Consider the following 16,856-nt stretch of genomic DNA (forward strand, 5'->3'; position numbering starts at 1 on the left):
GCAGGCCAGCACCGGGCTTCAGTCTGTGCTCAGCAGCGTGGTTACATGAGTTTGTATAAAGTGAAGACCTCCAGGCAGTCCGCCGTTCGCGCCCTTGCCCTCGCGGCCCTCATTGCACCCGTGATCGCCGCATGCGGCGGTGGCGGGCTAGGCGCCACCGTCAAGCGCGATGCATTTACCTCCAAAGAATTCGGCGTCAGCGCTTCGCCGCGCGTCACCAATCATCCCAACCCACCCAAGGGTGGCGGGCGGTATCAGCTTGGCAAGCCCTATAAGGTTCGGGGCAAGGTCTACGTACCCCAGCACGATCCGAACTACCGGGCTGCCGGTGAGGCGTCCTGGTATGGTTCTGACTTCCACGGCCGCCGCACCGCCAATGGTGAAATCTTTTCAGCCAATGCCATCACCGGCGCGCACCCAACCCTGCCGCTGCCCTCCTATGTGCGCGTGACCAACCAGGCCAATGGTCGCTCGGTTGTGGTGCGGGTCAATGATCGTGGCCCTTATATGCCCGGCCGGGTGATGGATCTGTCCCATCGTGCCGCCGAGCTGCTGGGCTATGTGAATAATGGCCATGCGCAGGTGAGCGTCGAATATGTCGCGCCGGCCCCGCTGGAAGGGGACGATACCCGCATGCTGCTCGCCAGCTATTCGGGCCCGCCGATCAACAGCGGCAATACGCGCTTTGCCGATAGTGGCAATAACAGCCTGTTCGACATGGTCGGCGGCCTGTTTGCCTATGCCGACACTACGCCCGAAGCGCAGGACCTCAATATCGACACGGCTCACGCTGCGGCCACGGCGATGGCAACCCGCGCGCCCCAGCTCAAGGACTGGGTCGAGGCGGTGGATGCCGACGCCCGAGATATCAAGCTGGCACTGGGCGTATTCAGTGACAGCGATAACGCCATTGCGCTGGCGCAGCGCTTCGCCGTACTCGGCGCAGTGGACGAGAAGCCGGTGAGCGTCAATGGCCGCGCGGCAACCCAGCTGGTGCTCACCAAACTCAAGCCCGGTGTATCACGCACTGATGTACTCGAACTTGCGCGAGAACTTGGCCTCAACGACATAGTCCTCTATTAATCGGCGAAGGGCACTTTGTGCCCGGCTCCTTTCCGGAGACTCAAGCCATGGGATTGTCGATCGTGAACCGCTTTCTTGTCTGTCTGGCAGCGCTGCTGGCGCTGTCAGTTCCTGCCTTTGCGCAAGCCAATTTCGACACTAAAGCCAAGTTCGCCGTCCTGATGGATGAGGAATCGGGAACCGTCATCTTCCAAAAGGATGGCGATGTGCCCATGGAGCCGGCCAGCATGGCCAAGCTCATGACCGTGGCCGTGGTATTCAATGAAGTGCGTGCCGGGCGGGTCAGCCTGACCGACGAGTTCTTTGTATCCGAGCATGCCTGGCGCACCGGCGGCGCGTCCTCGGGTGGTTCGACGATGTTTGCCGACCTCAACAGCAAGATCAAGGTCGAGGATCTCGTCCGCTCGGTGATCATCCAGTCGGGTAACGACGCGGCAATTGTGCTGGCCGAGGGTATTGCCGGTTCGGAAGGCAGCTTTGCCGCGATGATGAACGAGCTGGCCCAGGATATCGGGTTGCGCGGTTCGCACTTCACCAATTCCACGGGACTGCCTGATCCCGAGATGCATGTGACGGCGCGCGATCTCGCGAACCTGGCCCGCTATTTGATCCGCGAATATCCTGAATACTACCACTACTTCTCGGAACCCGAGATGGAGTGGAACGGCATCCGCCAGCCCAACCGCAACTCGCTGGTGGAAATGGGCATCGGCGTGGACGGCCTCAAGACGGGCCACACGGAAGCGTCCGGTTATGGCTCGGTGATCTCTACGGACGACGGCGGCCGCCGCCTGATCGGGGTCGTGCATGGATTGACCTCGATGGCGCAGCGCACCGAAGAGGGGCGCAAGCTCATCACCTGGGGCACGCGGGCGTTCGAGCGCATTGCCGCTTATCCCGCGGGCAAGGTTGTCGCCTATGCCAATGTTTATGGCGGCAGCAGCGGCAGCGTTGGCCTTGTGGGCGACGGCGAGGTGTCGCTTTACCTGCCGCGCGGCTCGCGCAAATGCCTCAAGGGCGAAGTTGTCTATACCAGCCCACTGATGCCGCCGGTGCAGGCGGGCGACCAGATCGCCGAGTTGCGCGTGTTCTGTGACAACCAGCTGGTGCAGGCTGCGCCCCTTTATGCCGCCGAAACGGTGGAAGAAGGCGATTTGGTGCGCAAGGCAACCGATGCTTTGAAGCAGCTTGCCCTGGGCTGGATGTAGGCAGAACATAGGCCCCATCTCATGCTTCAGGCTCCCATTCCTCGCCCCGCCCGCTTCCTGACCTTCGAAGGGGGCGAGGGGGTCGGCAAGTCGACCCAGGTCAAGCGTCTGCTCGCCAATCTCAACAATTTCTCGATCCAGGCCGTGCGCACCCGCGAGCCGGGTGGTACGCCGCGGGCCGAGGCCATTCGCTCCTTTATCCTGCAGGGACGTTCGGAAAGCTGGGGGCCGGGAGCCGAAGCCATCCTGTTTGCGGCGGCCCGCCACGATCACGTGACGCAATTGATCGCGCCAAATTTGAGCCAGGGGACCTGGGTGATCTCGGACCGTTTCCATGACAGCACTCGCGCTTATCAGGGGCTGACCGGAGGCGTTGACGACAAGCTGATCGAGGCGCTCGAAGTTCTGGCGCTGGACGGCCACACGCCGGACCTCACCATCGTGCTCGACATGGACCCCGAACTGGCGTTTCGGCGCGTTGCGCAACGCGACCTCGAGGATGGGCTGGCGCAAACGGGCGATCGGTTCGAAAAGGAAGAGCTCAACTGGCACCGGCGGCTGCGCGAGGGATTTCTCGCCATTGCTGCGGCCAATCCCGACCGTTGCGTCGTGCTGTCCGCCGACCAGGACGAAGACGCGCTGGAAGCGGAAATCTGGGACGCGGTGCAGGCGCGCTTTCCCGAACTGCTCGAAGGCACCCAGGCGTGAGCGATCCTGACGCGCTTGCCGATCTGCCCGCGCCCGAGCGGCGCCAGCGCGCCCGGGGGCACGATAATGCCCGCGCCACCATCTTGGAGCGTCTGGCGGCGGGGCGGCTGCCCGGTGGCATTCTGCTGCACGGCCCGCAGGGCATCGGCAAGGCTACGCTGGCCTTTGAACTGGCGAGTGCCATCCTTGCGGCGACGGGCGACGAGGATGCCCATCGTGTTGCCGAGCAGGTTGCGGCCATGTCGCATCCCAATCTCTTCGTGCTGCGGCGGCGTCCCAAGGACGCCAAGGGCTTTTACACCGTGATCCGGGTCGAAGATGTGCGTGACCTGCGCGACAGCATGCACCGCACGCGCGGGCGATCGGGGCATCGGGTTGCCATCATCGACCCGATCGATGACGCCAACCCTTCCGCCGCCAATGCCTTGCTCAAGACCCTCGAAGAGCCACCACCAGATACGACGTTCCTGCTGATCTCGCATCGGCCGGGGCGGTTGTTGCCCACCATCAAGTCGCGCTGCCATGTGCTGGGGCTGCGCCCGCTCGTCGACGCCGAGCTGCGGGCTGTGGTGGCAGGGGAAAAACCCGATCTTTCCGTCGCCGAGCTGGAACGCGCCGTAGCGCTTGCCGGCGGGCGGCCACGCCGGGCCTTTGAAACCCTGGCGCTGGGCGAAGACTCGGCGCTTGGTGCCCTCAGCGCGTGGCTGCAGGCGCCAACGCGCCAGCCCGCCAGCGTGCACCTGACCCTTGCCGATGCACTGGGCGCCGACCCGCAGGGGGCGGAGATGTCCTTTGCCAAGGAAATGCTAGACAACTGGATGGCCGACGAAGCGCGGCGGGCGGCGATTGAGCCATCCAACCGCTTGCGGCTTGCCTCGGCAAACGAGCTATGGGACAAGGCGCACGCATTGCTCGAGGAAGCCGAGAGCATCAATCTGGATACCAAGCAGACCCTGGTCGTTATCTTCGATGCCATTCGGCGGCACCTCGACCGGACCGCTGCCGCCCCGACCGAGTACTCATGAGCAACAGCTTTTACATCACCACCGCCATCTCCTATCCCAACGGCGCGCCCCATATCGGCCACGCCTATGAGATGATCGCGACCGACGCCATCGCCCGCTGGAAGCGCCTCGAAGGGCGCGAGGTGTATTTCCTCACCGGCACCGACGAGCATGGCATCAAGATGGTGCAGACCGCCCAGGCGCAGGGCATCCCGGTGCGCGAGTTGGCCGACCGCAATTCGGGCGAATTCCGGCGCCTGGCCGAAGCGCTCGAGCTTTCCAACGACGATTTCATCCGCACCACCGAGCCGCGCCACCATGAAGCGAGCCAGGCCATCTGGAAGCGCATGGCCGACAGCAGCAATGGCGACATTTTCCAGTCCACCTATAAGGGCTGGTATTCGGTGCGCGATGAGGCCTATTTCGATGAGGACGAACTCACCGAAAAGGACGGCAAGCGCTTTGCGCCCACGGGCGCCGAGGTGAACTGGGTGGAAGAGCCCACCTACTTCTTCCGCCTCTCGGCCTATCAGCAAAAACTTCTCGACCTCTACGAGGCCAATCCCGATTTCATCGCGCCCAAGGAGCGACGCAATGAAATCATCTCGTTCGTCAAAGGCGGGCTGCAGGATCTGTCGATCTCGCGCACGACCTTCGACTGGGGCATTCCGGTCCCCGATGCGCCGGGCCACGTAATGTATGTCTGGGTCGACGCGCTGACCAACTACATCACGGGCCTCGGTTTTCCCGATGAGCAGAATGAGCTCTTCAAGAAATTCTGGCCGGCTGATTTGCATGTGATCGGCAAGGACATCATTCGCTTCCATACGGTGTACTGGCCGGCCTTCCTGATGAGCGCCGGCCTGCCGGTGCAGCATCGCGTCTTTGCGCACGGCTTCCTGACGGTCGACGGGCAGAAGATGAGCAAGTCGCTCGGCAATGTCATCGACCCGTTCCATCTAGTCGAGACCTTCGGCGCTGACGCCCTGCGCTATTTCTTTTTGCGTGAAGTCTCGTTTGGCCATGACGGTGACTACAGCAATGAAAAGCTGGTGAACCGGGTCAATGCCGACCTGGCGAATAATTTGGGCAATCTGGCGCAGCGTTCGCTGTCGATGATCAACAAGAACTGCGACGGCAAGGTGCCCGCTGTTGGCCACGCTACGGCGGCCGACGAGGCGCTGGAGCGCGAAGTCGGCGAGGCCATCCAAACCGCGCAGAAGGCGATGGACGAGCAGTTGGTGCACGAAGCCACCGGGGCGATCATGGCCGCGCTGAGCTCGGCGAACAATTACTTCGCGGCCCAGGAGCCTTGGGCCCTCAAGAAAACCGATCCCGAGCGCATGGGCACCGTGCTGTATCGCACTGCCGACACCGTGCGGCGCCTGGCCATCCCGATGCTGGCCTTTGTGCCGGGCTCGGCCGCCAAGCTGCTCGACCAGCTGGCGGTGCCCGAAACCGACCGGCTGCTGCCCTTGGCGCTGGTGCGAGACCGCCTCGCTCCTGGCACGGAACTGCCCGTGCCGCAGGGCGTTTTGGCGCGTCTGGACAAGCCGGCAGAGTAAGATGCTGATCGATAGCCACTGCCATCTCGATTTCGAGGCGCTGTCCGCCGATCTGGACGGCGTGATGAGCCGGGCCAAGGCCGCCGGGGTCACCGGAGTGGTGACGATTTCCACACGTGTGGAAAACTTTTCGACCTATACGGACCTCGCGGAACGATACGAGAACGTCTGGTGCTCGGTCGGCACCCATCCGCATAACGCCCATGAGGAACTGCATATCACGGCAGATGAACTCGTGCGGCTAAGTGCCCATCCGCGCTGCGTTGCCATTGGCGAGGCGGGGCTGGATTACTTCTACGACAATGCGCCCCGCGATGCGCAGGCCACAGGTTTGCGCCGCCACATCGCAGCTGCCCGGATCACCGGTCTTCCACTGGTTATCCACAGCCGCCAAGCGGACGAAGACATGGCTGCCATCCTTGAAGAAGAGGCCGGGCACGGGGCCTTCCCGTTTGTTCTGCACTGCTTCACGGCGGGACCGGAGCTGGCGCGACGGGCCCTGGCGCTGGGTGGCTATATCTCGTTCTCGGGGATCATCACCTTCAAGAATGCCGAGGAGATCCGGGAAGTCGCGAGCTTTGTGCCGGCCGATCGTTATCTCGTGGAAACCGACGCGCCCTATCTCGCGCCCATTCCCCATCGCGGCCAATCCAATGAGCCGGCCTTTGTGCGCCACACCGCCGAAAAGCTCGCCGAGGTGCGCGGCATCGATCTGGAAACCCTTGGCGCGCAGACCACCGCGAATTTTGCGCGGCTGTTCAGCAAGACCGGGCTGGTTTGAGCGATGGCAGCCGCGACCAAGCTCGTTGCGACGATCCTGGGCTGCGGCTCCTCGGGCGGCGTGCCGCGCGTGGGCAATAATTGGGGCGATTGCGACCCCAGCGAGCCGCGCAACCGGCGCCGCCGCTGCTCGCTGCTGATCGAAGGCCGGAGCGAGGGCAGCACGGAGCCGACGCGCATTCTCATCGACACCGGCGCCGATCTGCGCGAACAACTGCTCGATGCGCAAGTTGGGCGGCTGGACGCCGTGTTCTATACCCACGAGCATGCCGACCACACACACGGCATCGATGATCTGCGCGTGCTGGCGCTGCAGAACCGCCGCCGGGTGGATGTGTTCTTCACGCCTGAATGCGGGCAGCGGTTGCGCGAGGCCTTCGGCTATTGCTTTGCCACGCCCAAGGGTGGCGATTATCCGCCAATTCTCAACGCCCATGAGATCGAGCCCGGGGAAGGGCTGACCATTGACGGTCCGGGTGGGAGCATCGACATTACCGGCTTCGAGCAGGACCACGGCAATATCCGCTCGCTCGGCTTCCGCGTCGCTGACTTCGCTTATTCCTGCGATCTTTCGGGCATTCCAGGCCAGTCCTTTGCGGCGGTGTCAGGGCTGACGTCCTGGGTGATCGACGCGCTGCGTCCGGCGCCGCATCCCAGCCATTTGAGCCTGCCCGAAACGCTCGAACTGATCGAGCGCTTCGCGCCAAGCCAGGCGGTACTGACCAATCTGCATATCGACCTGGACTACCGCGCCACCGAAGCGGGCACACCCGACAATGTCACGCCAGCTTTCGATGGCATGCAGATCGACATGCTGAGCGGCGAAGTGCTCAATCGCTGACTGAGCCTGCGGGCGCCTCGCGCTCCCAATACCACGCGACATACATGGCCTTGCGATCATGGCCGCGGCTCTTGAGGAATGAGCGCACGGCGCGGACATCCTGCTTCTCGCAGGCCACCCACACATAGGTCTGGCTATCAACCGCGCCGAGGGCTTGCTTGATTTCGCCAGCGAAGGTGCCCTGGCTTGCATCGGGATAGGTCTTGCGGTGCAGCCAGCGGATATCGAGCGCGGCGGCGGAACGGAGTTCTTGCTCTTCGCTCTCGTCCCAAACCTCGATCAAAGCTTGCAGGCGCGTCCCCGCCGACGCTTCCTCCGCGATGCGCGCAATGGCCGGCAAAGCCGCTTCGTCCCCGGCAAGGAAGATCGAATCGCCCTCCGGCAGCTTGCCGCTGGATGGGCCCAAGAGAGCCACTTTCATACCGGGCACTGCATCGCGCGCGAAGTCCGCGCCCGGCGTTTCGACTCCTGGTGCGGGGTGCTGCAGGAAATCGATCCAGAGTTCGCCGCGCTCGGTGTCGACCGCCCTGATCGTATAGGCGCGAACAAGCAGCGCATCATCACCCTCAGGCCAGTTCACCCGGCCATCGCGGCGATAGCTGGGCCAAACCGGCGGGCGGTTCTGCGGCGGCACCAGGAGTTGCACATGCATTTCTCCGCCAACGAATGGGCTAACATCGGCGCAGCTGAATTTCACGCGCCGCATGCGGGGGGTGATGTCCTCGGCGCCCGCCACCGTGACATGGTGCAGGTTCGGTAGGGTCAGGGGCTGGGCTGGCTCGGACCATTCCAGCGCGAATGGCTCCTTGCCGGCGAAATAGAACAGGTGCTCCGCCAGATCGGTGCGGCTCATCTCCAGCGCCAGGGGCGTGGGCGCGGTCAGCTCGATCAACAGTTTGCCGGCATCGGCCCGGATGCTGGCCAGGCCGGCTTCATTGCGCAACAGCGCGAAATTATCCAAACGCTGCACTTCGGCGTGCTCGACGAAATGCTCGCAGATTTCCTCCAGCATCCAGATCGGATCGCTCGGAAGCGCCACGCCTGAAAGCTTGTATTCCTGCAAAGCGATCATGGGGAGGTCTCCTTGAAGCGGTGGTGGGGGTTGGAATGGGTTGGGGGAGCGAGCGTGCCGTGCCGGCCGATGGGCAGCATGATGGGGCGCCCCGTAACTGGGTCGGTGATGACCTGGCTCGCGATGCCGAACACCTGCTGGATGGTGGCTGGTGTCACCACCTGATCGGGATGGCCGATCACCTGCACTTGCCCGCCGGCCATCGCCACAAGGCAGTCAGCATAGCGAGCGGCCAGGTTGATGTCGTGCAGCACCATGACAATGGTGGTGCCGCGCGAGCGGTTGAGGTCGGTCAGGAGGTCAAGCACTTCGATCTGGTGACTGATGTCGAGAAAGGTGGTTGGCTCATCGAGCAGCAAAATGTCGGTTTGCTGCGCCAGCGCCATGGCAATCCAGACGCGCTGGCGCTGTCCGCCCGACAATTCCTCGATCGGGCGCTCCGCCAATTCAGTGGTCCGGGTGGCAAGGAGGGCGTTCTCGACCGCTTCGTCGTCCTGCCGGGTCCAGCGCGCGAACAGCCCCTGGTGCGGATGCCGACCGCGGCTCACCAGATCGGCCACGGCTATGCCTTCAGGCGCAATGGGCGACTGCGGCAGCAAGCCCAGTGTCCGGGCCAGCTGGCGCGGTGGGGTCTGGTGGATCGCCTTGCCGTCCAGCACCACTTGCCCGCTATAGGGGATGAGGAGGCGCGACATGGCGCGCAGCAGGGTGGACTTGCCACAGGCATTGGCGCCCACGATCACCGTGATCCGCCCCATCGGCACCTGCAGATCGAGGCCATGGAGGATTTCCGTCTCGCCATAGCGAGCGCGAAGCTTGTCGACCGTGAGGGAATGGCGCGTCACAACGACCCTCCGGTGCGGTTGGTCCGCACGATGAGGTAAATCAGGTAAGGCGCGCCCAACGCGCCGGTGACCACACCCACAGGATAGCGGGCGGGCAGCAGGAACTGCCCGGCATAATCAGCACCCAGCACCAGCAATGCCCCCACCAGCGCCGCCGGAACGAGCAGCGACTGGCGCGGGCCCACGATCCGGGCCGCAATAGGTCCGGACAGGAAGGCCACGAAGGCGATTGGGCCGGTGACTGCGGTGGCAGTCGCGATCAGGCCCACGGCCGAAACGATCACCAACACCCGCGTTTGCGAAACGCGTACGCCAAGGGCCGAGGCCGTGTCGTCGCCCAATCGAAGTAGATCAAGCTCGCGGGTGAGGAGGAGCAGAACGCCACCAAACAAGGCGAGGGCTCCTAGCACCGGAACGGCCTGAACCAGCTGGACGCCGTTGAGGCTGCCGGACAGCCAACGCAGGGCCTCCTGCAAATTCCAGTCCGGGGCCTGGGTGAGGAGATAGGCAACCATGCTTTCCAGCATGGCGGAAACGCCGATGCCCACGAGGATCAGCCGGGTGCCCGCGACCCCGTTGCGAAAGGACAGCCCGTAAACGAGGAGCGCGACCGAAAGGCCCGCGCCAACGGCAAAAAGGGATACGACGGTTCCCTTGAGCGAGAGCACGACAATGGCGAACACGGCGGCAGCACTCGCGCCCGAACTGATGCCGATGATGTCGGGGCTGGCCAGGGGATTGCGCAGCATGATCTGAAAGGCCGCGCCCGCCATGCCAAAGCTCAGGCCGGACAAGATTGCCAGCACGCCGCGCGGCAGGCGCAACTGCCCGACGGCAAAGCTGGCGCCGGCCACATCCTCGCCGAGCAGCACGCGCAGCACATCGGCCGGCGGCGTGAAGGATTGGCCCAATGTGAGGGTCAGCACGAAAAGAGCCCCGAGGAGCGCAAGCAACCCGGCCGTGACGGTCGCGTGGCGGGCCATGCGGTTGCGACGGCTGGCGGTGAAGCTGAACGGAGCGGCGGCGAGCACGGTCACAGCTCCCGGATACGTTGGCGGCGAACCACCCAGATGAAAAAGGGTGCGCCGACCAGGGCCGTGATGATGCCGACATCGAGCTCGGCCGGACGGGCGACAATGCGCCCGACAATATCGGCCAGGACCAGCAGGCCTGCGCCGCCAATGGCCGAAAGCGGCAGCAGCCAGCGATAATCGGAGCCAAACAGCAGGCGGCACAAATGCGGCACGACAAGGCCGACAAAGCCGATCGGACCGCACGCCGCCGTGGTGGCGCCGCAGAGCAGGATGGCCCCGAACGCCCCCACCGCCCGGATCAAGGCAACGTGCTCTCCCAGGCCTGCAGCCAGGTCATCGCCCAGAGCCAGCGCGTTGAGCTTTTTGGCACAAAGCAGGCTGACAATGAGCCCGACAGCGAGGAAGGGGAGCACAACGAGGATGCGCTCGAAGTCAGCGCCGCCGACCCCGCCGATCTGCCAGGAGCGGATGCCGCCGGCGATGTCGTTGCGCGGCAGCACCACGGCTGTCACCAGCGAGGAAAAGGCAATCGAGGTCGCGGCACCAGCCAGCACCAGCTTGAGCGGGGTCGCACCACCGCGGCCCAGCGAGCCGATGGTGTAGACCAAGAGGGCGGTGCCACCCGCGCCGCCGATTGCCGCCCAAACAAAGGCCTGGGTCGAGCTGATGTTGAACCAGGCAATGCCAAGCACCACCGCCAGCGCAGCCCCGGTATTGACTCCCAGAATACCTGGATCGGCCAGGGGATTGCGGGTGATGCCCTGCATCACGGTACCGGCAAGGCCAAGGGCGGCCCCGCTCAGCAAGCCGAGCACGGTTCGGGGGATGCGCAGCGTGACCGAGGCCTGGCCGATCGTGTCTTCATGCCCGAGCAGGGCTGCAGTGATGTCCGCCCAGGAAACCTCGCGCGAGCCCACGGTGATCGAAAGCACGCAAAGCAGCGCCACGAGTACAACACCGGCGGGCAGCCACAGGCTGCGTTGCCCACCCGATGGGCCAAACAGCTTGCGGGGAGCGGTCGTTGACGCGCCGGACACTGTCATTGCAGCTTTTCCGCAGCATCTGACAGCAGCGCCAGGTAGTCGTCGAGAATAAAGGAGATCGAAAGCGGGGTGGGATTGGCCGCGGTTCCCGTGGGATCGGAGCCCAACACCACGAGTGCACCCCGCGCAGCCGCCGGCATCTTGGAGATCAAGGGATTGGCTTTAACGGCATCCACCAGCTGCTGATCGCCATAGGTGACGAGGATATCGACGTCGTTGAACATGTCGATCTGCTCAGCACTCACCGAGCCCGAGTACTTCCCGGGAAGGGAGGCGTTGGTGACGCTTTGGGGGGATTGCAGCCCCAAATCCGCGAAGAATTTCACCCGCGTGTCGTTGGCCGTGTAGAAATTGATGGTGCTGAGGTCAAAGGCATTGAGATGGGTCACGAACATGGCCCGCTTGCCGCGCAGGTCGGGGTGAGCGGCGGCTGCCTCGGCGATCTCGGCCTCGATGCCGGTGACCAGCGCTTCGCCTTCGGCGCCCAGGCCGAGCGCCTGGCTGTTAAGGCGGATCATCTCGCGCCACTCGGTCGACCATGGCGCATCGGGATAGGCGACCACGGGAGCGATTTGGCTCAGCATGTCATAGTCCTGCTGGCTGAGCCCGGAATAGGCGGCCAGGATCACGTCGGGATCGGTTGCGGCCACAGCCTCGAAGTCGATCCCGTCGCCCTCATCGAATAGCACCGGCGTTTGCGCGCCGAGTTCCTCGAGCTTGTCGGCCACCCAGGGCAGCACGCCATCAGCATTGTCATCGCCAAAATCGGCACGGGCAAAGCCCACGGGCACAATGCCAAGCGCCAGCGGCACCTCGTGATTGGCCCAAGCGACCGTCGCAACCCGCACTGGCTTGGCGGGAATCACCGTGGTGCCCAGGGCATGCTCGATGGTGAGGGGAAAGCTGGCGCTTTCCTGCGCCATCACGCCGCCGGCAGCGCCGGTAGCGCTCCACGCCATAATGAGGATCGCAGCAAAACGAGGCAGCCGCAGCATCGGCAAAGTCCTTCAGGTACAAAGCGGACTGTCCATGTCAGGTTTGACGGTGCGGCGTCAACCGGCGAAATCACACCACCAGCAAGATTTTGAAATTGCCGGTGAATTGCCACGCATTGGTCGGCTTTGCTAAAACCGGAGCATAGCAGTCAGCTTACCAGCGAGCCACCGAAACTGGCCGGATCGCTGTTGAACCAGTATCATCCGGATTGAATTGGGTACGACTATGGGCATTGAGGGATACGGCGAAACGAGCAAGCGCAAGCGGGGGCATTTGGGGATCCCCATGCTGCTGGGCTGCACGGCCCTGGCGGGCATGGTGCCCAGCCTCGTTTTTGCGCAGGACACCGCTGGCGCCGGCTCAACCCTGGTCCTGCCTGCCATTACCATCGAGGGCCAGGCCCAGAATAGCGACGATGACCGCGCCTCGATCGTTGCGCGTACCACCACCAGCGGCTCAAAACTTGCGACCCCGATCCTCGACACCCCCGCCACGGTTTCGGTGATCACGGCCAAGGAAATCGAGCGCCGCGACGCCGAAACGGCCGAAGAGATCCTGCAATATACACCCGGCGTGGTCACCGACTTCTATGGTTCGGATGGCCGCTTCGATTACTTCAAGATCCGCGGGCTCGATGCTTATGCCTATCGGGATGGCCTTGGAATCGGCCGGCCGTTCCTGGGCGTGCGCGAGGAGCCTTATGCCTTTGAGCGGGTGGAAGTGGTCAAGGGCGCCAACTCCACCGCATTCGGCCTCGGCGACCCCGGCGGCTCGGTGAACTATGTCAGCAAGACCCCCAGAAGCGAGAAGTTCGGCGAGGTCTTTGTGACCGGAGGTTCGTTCGGCCGGGGCGAGATCGGCGCTGATTTCGGCGACAATATCACCCCCGATGAGACGCTCTCCTACCGTCTCACCGGCAAGCTGCGCCTGGCCGGGGACGAATATGAGTATTCCAATGACGACGAGGCCTTTGCAATGGGCGGCGTCACCTGGCGCCCAAGCGACGCCACCAAGTTGACCGTTGTCTACGACCACCTCCGCAAGCGGAATTCGCCCAATAGCGGCGGCCATCCGGTGGGCACCGACTTTGACCGCGACGTGTTTTTTGGCGAACCCGACTTCAACTACGCCACGCTTGACCGTGACACCGTGAGCCTGATGTTCGACCACGATTTCGGGTCGGGCCTCACTTTCAGCTCCAACGCGCGCTATTCCAACTCAGCCAGTGACTATGGCTACGCCTATATCTCGGGCCCAACCACCGGCACCGTGGCGGCCCGCGACTTCGTGGCCAGCGAAGGCAGCCGCGAACACTTCATCATAGATGGGCGCCTGCAATACGAGGCTAGCCTCGGCGATGTCGATTCCCGCACACTGGTCGGCGTCGAGCACAACGACGATAACTCCACGAGCAAGGGCTTTTACGGCGCTGCTCCCGGCATTGATTGGACGGACCCCGTTTATACCGGGGCGCCCAAAGTGCTGCCGATCTATGCCGATGCGGCCTACAACACCAAGGGCAACGCGATCTATCTGCAGCAGGAATTGACCTTCTCCGATAGCCTGATCGCCACAGTCGGCGTCCGCAATGATTGGCTCGATCTGGAGCAAACCGACAATCTCAGCGGCACCACCTTTGGCGGTGACTTCAGCGAGTTCACCAAGCGCGCCGGCCTGGTCTACAAGTTCACCCCGGAAGTGTCGGGCTTTGTCAGCTATGCCGAGTCGGCGGTTCCGGCAGCGCCTTATGGCACGCCCGTCACCACCCTTGCGCCCGAGCGCGGCCAGCAATGGGAAGTGGGCGTCAAATACCAGCCCGAGGCTTATCCGGCGCTGTTTACCGCTTCGCTCTTCAGCCTGTCCAAGGACAACATCACCGTCACCATACCGGGAACCCCGCCGACCCAGGAAACCCTGGGCGAAGTGCGCGTCAATGGCATCGACCTTGAAGCCAAGGCCGAGCTGATGGAAAATCTGACGGTCACCGCCGCCTATAGCTACATGATGTCGGAGATCGTGGAGGATGGCGCCACGGGCAATGCCGGCAACGAGCTTTCCCGCGTGCCCAACCACCTCGCTTCGCTTTGGGTGGACTACACCATCCCCAGCATCGGCAGCCTGGGTGAGATCACTCTTGGCGCCGGCGCGCGCTATACCGGAGCCTATTACATCGACGACGCCAACACGACCAAGGCCGATGCGGCCATAATCTTCGATGCTGCCCTGAACTATGAAATTGAGGAAAACACCACGCTGCAGCTCAATGTCAGCAACATCTTCGATGAAAAGCATGCCGCCCAGAAATATGTCGGCGGCTTTGGCGCCACTTTCTACAATCCCGGCCGCACCATCAGCGCGACCCTCAAGCAAACCTGGTAAGCTTTAACTCACGCCCACCCGCTTTCTGAGCGGGTGGGCACGGCCCGTTTCTTGATGCGTTGACCTTAGCGGGAGCCCCACCAGACGATAACCGCTCGAAGCGGCTCGAAATTGTTCGGCTGGCAGGAGATAGCAAGTTCAGCAATCTCGGCTGCGGCCAAAATTGCTATAGTGTTGTCCACACACAACTTTTGCCCGCAGCAGAATACCTCCTTGACACTGCAGGGCGAACGCGACAGCCTTCCGGTAAAGGTCAGACCGCTTCCTGGGAGGCAGGCGGTCATGGCGAGGAGGATATAGCGGCGATGCCAAGTCAGGCCGTCGAACCACGCCGGCTTTATCGGCAGATCGCAGACCAGCCACGCCGACGGATAGACGCCAGGGACTTCCTGGCGAGCGACCGGTTGCGGTATCGCTATGGTTGGCTGGACATGTGGCGCGCCACCGTTTGCGGGGCGCTGCTTACGCCTGAAGCTGAAGTGCGGCGTTCGTGCAACCCAATCCCGCCCATGATTCCAGACCCGCAAGACCGATGCAAAGGTCTCCGCTGCTATTGGAAACCCGATGCTCTGAGAGCTTTGCGGAAATTACCTCAGCGAAGGGGCAGGGGCTAGTCACGCGCCGGGAGGAGACTTGGCGCAAGAAGTCAGAGCAAAAACAAAAGGGAGGTTCACTGTGTTGAAAAAATACGCCGTTCTACTGGGCACCATTGCTGCAGTCGCGCTGCCAATCGCGTCAGCTTCGGCCCAAACTGCGCTGAAATGGGCCCATGTCTACGAAACCTCCGAACCTTTTCACACGGAATCGGTGTGGGCGGCGGAAGAGATCGAGAAACGCACCGATGGCCGCTACACCATCGATGTGTTTCCGGCCTCGCAGCTGGGCAAGGAAACCGACATCAATCAGGGGCTTACCCTTGGAACGGTCGATATCATCATTTCCGGCTCGAGCTTTGCCGCCCGGGAGTTTTCGCCCATCGGGGTGACCTACTTCCCCTTCATCTTCCGCGATGCCAACCATCTGCTCGCCTATACGCAAAGCGATAAGTACAAGGAACTGACGGCCGGTTACGAAGAGGCGTCAGGTCACCACATCGCGGCCACCACCTATTACGGCACGCGGCACACCACATCCAATCGGCCGATAGAGAAATGCGCGGACATGCAGGGGCTCAAGATCCGGGTTCCCGATGTGCCCGCTTATCTGGCCATGCCCCGTGCTTGCGGCGCCAACACGGCACCCATTGCCTTTGCCGAAGTCTATCTGGCCCTGCAGCAGGGAACGGTGGAAGCGCAGGAAAATCCCCTGACCACCATCGACGCCAAGAAGTTCTACGAAGTGCAAAAGCACATCATCCTGACCGGGCACATCGTTGACCATCTCAATACGATCGTGTCGCAGTCGCGCTGGGCGCAGCTCTCCGACGAAGACAAGGCGATCTTCACCGAGGTCATGCAGGAAGCCGCAGAGCGGGCCACCAACATCGTCGTCGAGCGCGAAGCCGAGCTTGTGCAAACCTTTACCGAGCGTGGCCTGACGGTCACCGAGGTGGATCGCGCCGATTTCGAAGCCAATGTCATGCAGAAAGTGACTTTCGAGGAGTTCGGCTATCGCCAGGCCGATTGGGAGGCGATCCGCGCCATCCAGTAGTTCGCGAACAAGGCAGGCCCGGCAGCACAAACCGCGGCCTGCTTTTCCGCCCCCTTGCTTTCGGAGCTGCGGCGAATGAGCCAAGAAACCCACACCCAGATTTCCGCCGAAGAACTCTCCAGCGCTTTCCAGGAAGACACTGCGCCGATCGATCTCAAACAATATGCCTGGGAAGATTGGATCACCCTCGCCGTGTTCTGGGGCATGTCCCTTTGCGTTTTCCTGCAGTTCTTCACCCGCTATGTGATGAACAACAGTTTTGCCTGGACCGAAGAGATCGCGATCAACTGCCTGGTTGTGGTGGTGTTTCTGGGCGCAGTGATGTGCACCCGAATGACCCGGCATATCCATGTGGATGTGATTTATCACTATCTGCCTGCGGGGGTTGGGCGCTGGCTGGCGCTTGCGGTCAACCTGATCACCATCGCTTTTTTTGCCTACATGACCTGGCTGTTCTGGCGCTATGTCGGCATCGTCCATGACGAGCGCATGGTGACCATCGACCTGCCGCGCAATGTGGTGTTCTACGCCGTTCTGGCGGGTTTTGCCTTGATGACGGTGCGCGCCGTCCAGGTGTTCGTCGGCAATATTCGGCGGGGTTATTCAGTGCTGGAGCGACCAACCGCCTTTGACGGGCTGGGGGAATAA

At 62.8% G+C, this 16,856-nt stretch carries 15 protein-coding genes; 10 read left to right on the forward strand and 5 right to left on the reverse strand.

Annotation, left to right across the window (positions count from 1 at the left end; genetic code table 11):
* The first annotated feature begins 45 nt into the window (after positions 1 to 45).
* Genes HRU92_RS06010 through HRU92_RS06040 form a run of 7 tightly spaced genes read left to right on the forward strand, consistent with a single transcriptional unit; the run spans position 46 to position 7,189 of the window.
* A complete protein-coding gene (locus HRU92_RS06010; protein ID WP_172123341.1) occupies positions 46 to 1,083 on the forward strand; it encodes a septal ring lytic transglycosylase RlpA family protein in 1,038 nt (345 codons plus the stop codon).
* A 47-nt stretch (positions 1,084 to 1,130) separates the two neighbouring features.
* On the forward strand, positions 1,131 to 2,291 hold the full coding sequence (locus HRU92_RS06015) for a D-alanyl-D-alanine carboxypeptidase family protein (RefSeq protein WP_172123342.1): 1,161 nt from the start codon (positions 1,131 to 1,133) through the stop codon (positions 2,289 to 2,291).
* A gap of 21 nt (positions 2,292 to 2,312) precedes the next feature.
* Positions 2,313 to 2,999, forward strand: a complete 687-nt coding sequence (gene tmk / locus HRU92_RS06020; RefSeq protein WP_172123343.1) for a dTMP kinase — start codon at positions 2,313 to 2,315, stop codon at positions 2,997 to 2,999.
* Positions 2,996 to 4,024, forward strand: a complete 1,029-nt coding sequence (locus HRU92_RS06025) for an AAA family ATPase (protein ID WP_172123344.1) — start codon at positions 2,996 to 2,998, stop codon at positions 4,022 to 4,024. Before tmk ends, HRU92_RS06025 begins: the two co-directional genes overlap by 4 nt.
* The gene (gene metG / locus HRU92_RS06030) at positions 4,021 to 5,568 is read left to right on the forward strand and encodes a methionine--tRNA ligase (protein ID WP_173087792.1); all 1,548 of its coding nucleotides are present in this window, start codon (positions 4,021 to 4,023) and stop codon (positions 5,566 to 5,568) included. The genes HRU92_RS06025 and metG overlap by 4 nt, the downstream gene beginning before the upstream one ends.
* 1 nt (position 5,569) lies before the next feature.
* Positions 5,570 to 6,349 carry a TatD family hydrolase gene (locus HRU92_RS06035; RefSeq protein WP_172123346.1) on the forward strand — a complete coding sequence of 260 codons (780 nt, stop codon included), beginning with the start codon at positions 5,570 to 5,572 and terminating at the stop codon, positions 6,347 to 6,349.
* Positions 6,350 to 6,352: 3 nt separating this feature from the next.
* Positions 6,353 to 7,189: an MBL fold metallo-hydrolase gene (locus HRU92_RS06040; RefSeq protein WP_172123347.1), complete on the forward strand. Its 837-nt coding sequence runs from the start codon at positions 6,353 to 6,355 to the stop codon at positions 7,187 to 7,189.
* On the opposite strand, the gene HRU92_RS06045 is transcribed toward HRU92_RS06040, so the two are convergent.
* From HRU92_RS06045 to HRU92_RS06065, 5 genes are read right to left on the reverse strand one after another with little or no spacing between them, the layout of a single operon-like run.
* Positions 7,179 to 8,261, reverse strand: a complete 1,083-nt coding sequence (locus tag HRU92_RS06045) for a siderophore-interacting protein (RefSeq protein WP_172123348.1) — start codon at positions 8,259 to 8,261, stop codon at positions 7,179 to 7,181. The genes HRU92_RS06040 and HRU92_RS06045 overlap by 11 nt on opposite strands.
* Positions 8,258 to 9,106 carry an ABC transporter ATP-binding protein gene (locus HRU92_RS06050; RefSeq protein WP_172123349.1) on the reverse strand — a complete coding sequence of 283 codons (849 nt, stop codon included), beginning with the start codon at positions 9,104 to 9,106 and terminating at the stop codon, positions 8,258 to 8,260. Before HRU92_RS06050 ends, HRU92_RS06045 begins: the two co-directional genes overlap by 4 nt.
* Positions 9,103 to 10,089, reverse strand: coding sequence for an iron ABC transporter permease (locus HRU92_RS06055; protein ID WP_172124986.1), 987 nt, complete (start codon positions 10,087 to 10,089; stop codon positions 9,103 to 9,105). The genes HRU92_RS06050 and HRU92_RS06055 overlap by 4 nt, the downstream gene beginning before the upstream one ends.
* 50 nt (positions 10,090 to 10,139) lie before the next feature.
* Positions 10,140 to 11,183: an iron ABC transporter permease gene (locus HRU92_RS06060; RefSeq protein ID WP_172123350.1), complete on the reverse strand. Its 1,044-nt coding sequence runs from the start codon at positions 11,181 to 11,183 to the stop codon at positions 10,140 to 10,142.
* Positions 11,180 to 12,175 (reverse strand): iron-siderophore ABC transporter substrate-binding protein, encoded by a 996-nt coding sequence (locus tag HRU92_RS06065; RefSeq protein ID WP_172124988.1) that lies wholly within the window; start codon positions 12,173 to 12,175, stop codon positions 11,180 to 11,182. Before HRU92_RS06065 ends, HRU92_RS06060 begins: the two co-directional genes overlap by 4 nt.
* A 289-nt stretch (positions 12,176 to 12,464) precedes the next feature.
* Here HRU92_RS06065 and HRU92_RS06070 point away from each other — a divergent pair, with 289 nt between their 5' ends.
* The 3 genes from HRU92_RS06070 to HRU92_RS06080 all read left to right on the forward strand — a co-directional run bounded on the left by HRU92_RS06070 (position 12,465) and on the right by HRU92_RS06080 (position 16,856).
* Positions 12,465 to 14,558 (forward strand): TonB-dependent siderophore receptor, encoded by a 2,094-nt coding sequence (locus tag HRU92_RS06070; RefSeq protein WP_248307036.1) that lies wholly within the window; start codon positions 12,465 to 12,467, stop codon positions 14,556 to 14,558.
* Positions 14,559 to 15,233: 675 nt separating this feature from the next.
* Positions 15,234 to 16,208, forward strand: coding sequence for a sialic acid TRAP transporter substrate-binding protein SiaP (locus HRU92_RS06075; protein WP_127753112.1), 975 nt, complete (start codon positions 15,234 to 15,236; stop codon positions 16,206 to 16,208).
* Positions 16,209 to 16,283: 75 nt separating this feature from the next.
* Complete coding sequence (locus HRU92_RS06080) at positions 16,284 to 16,856, forward strand: TRAP transporter small permease (protein WP_127753113.1); 573 nt, start codon at positions 16,284 to 16,286, stop codon at positions 16,854 to 16,856.

Source organism: Devosia sp. 1635, assembly GCF_013185955.1.
Taxonomy (GTDB): Bacteria; Pseudomonadota; Alphaproteobacteria; order Rhizobiales; family Devosiaceae; genus Devosia.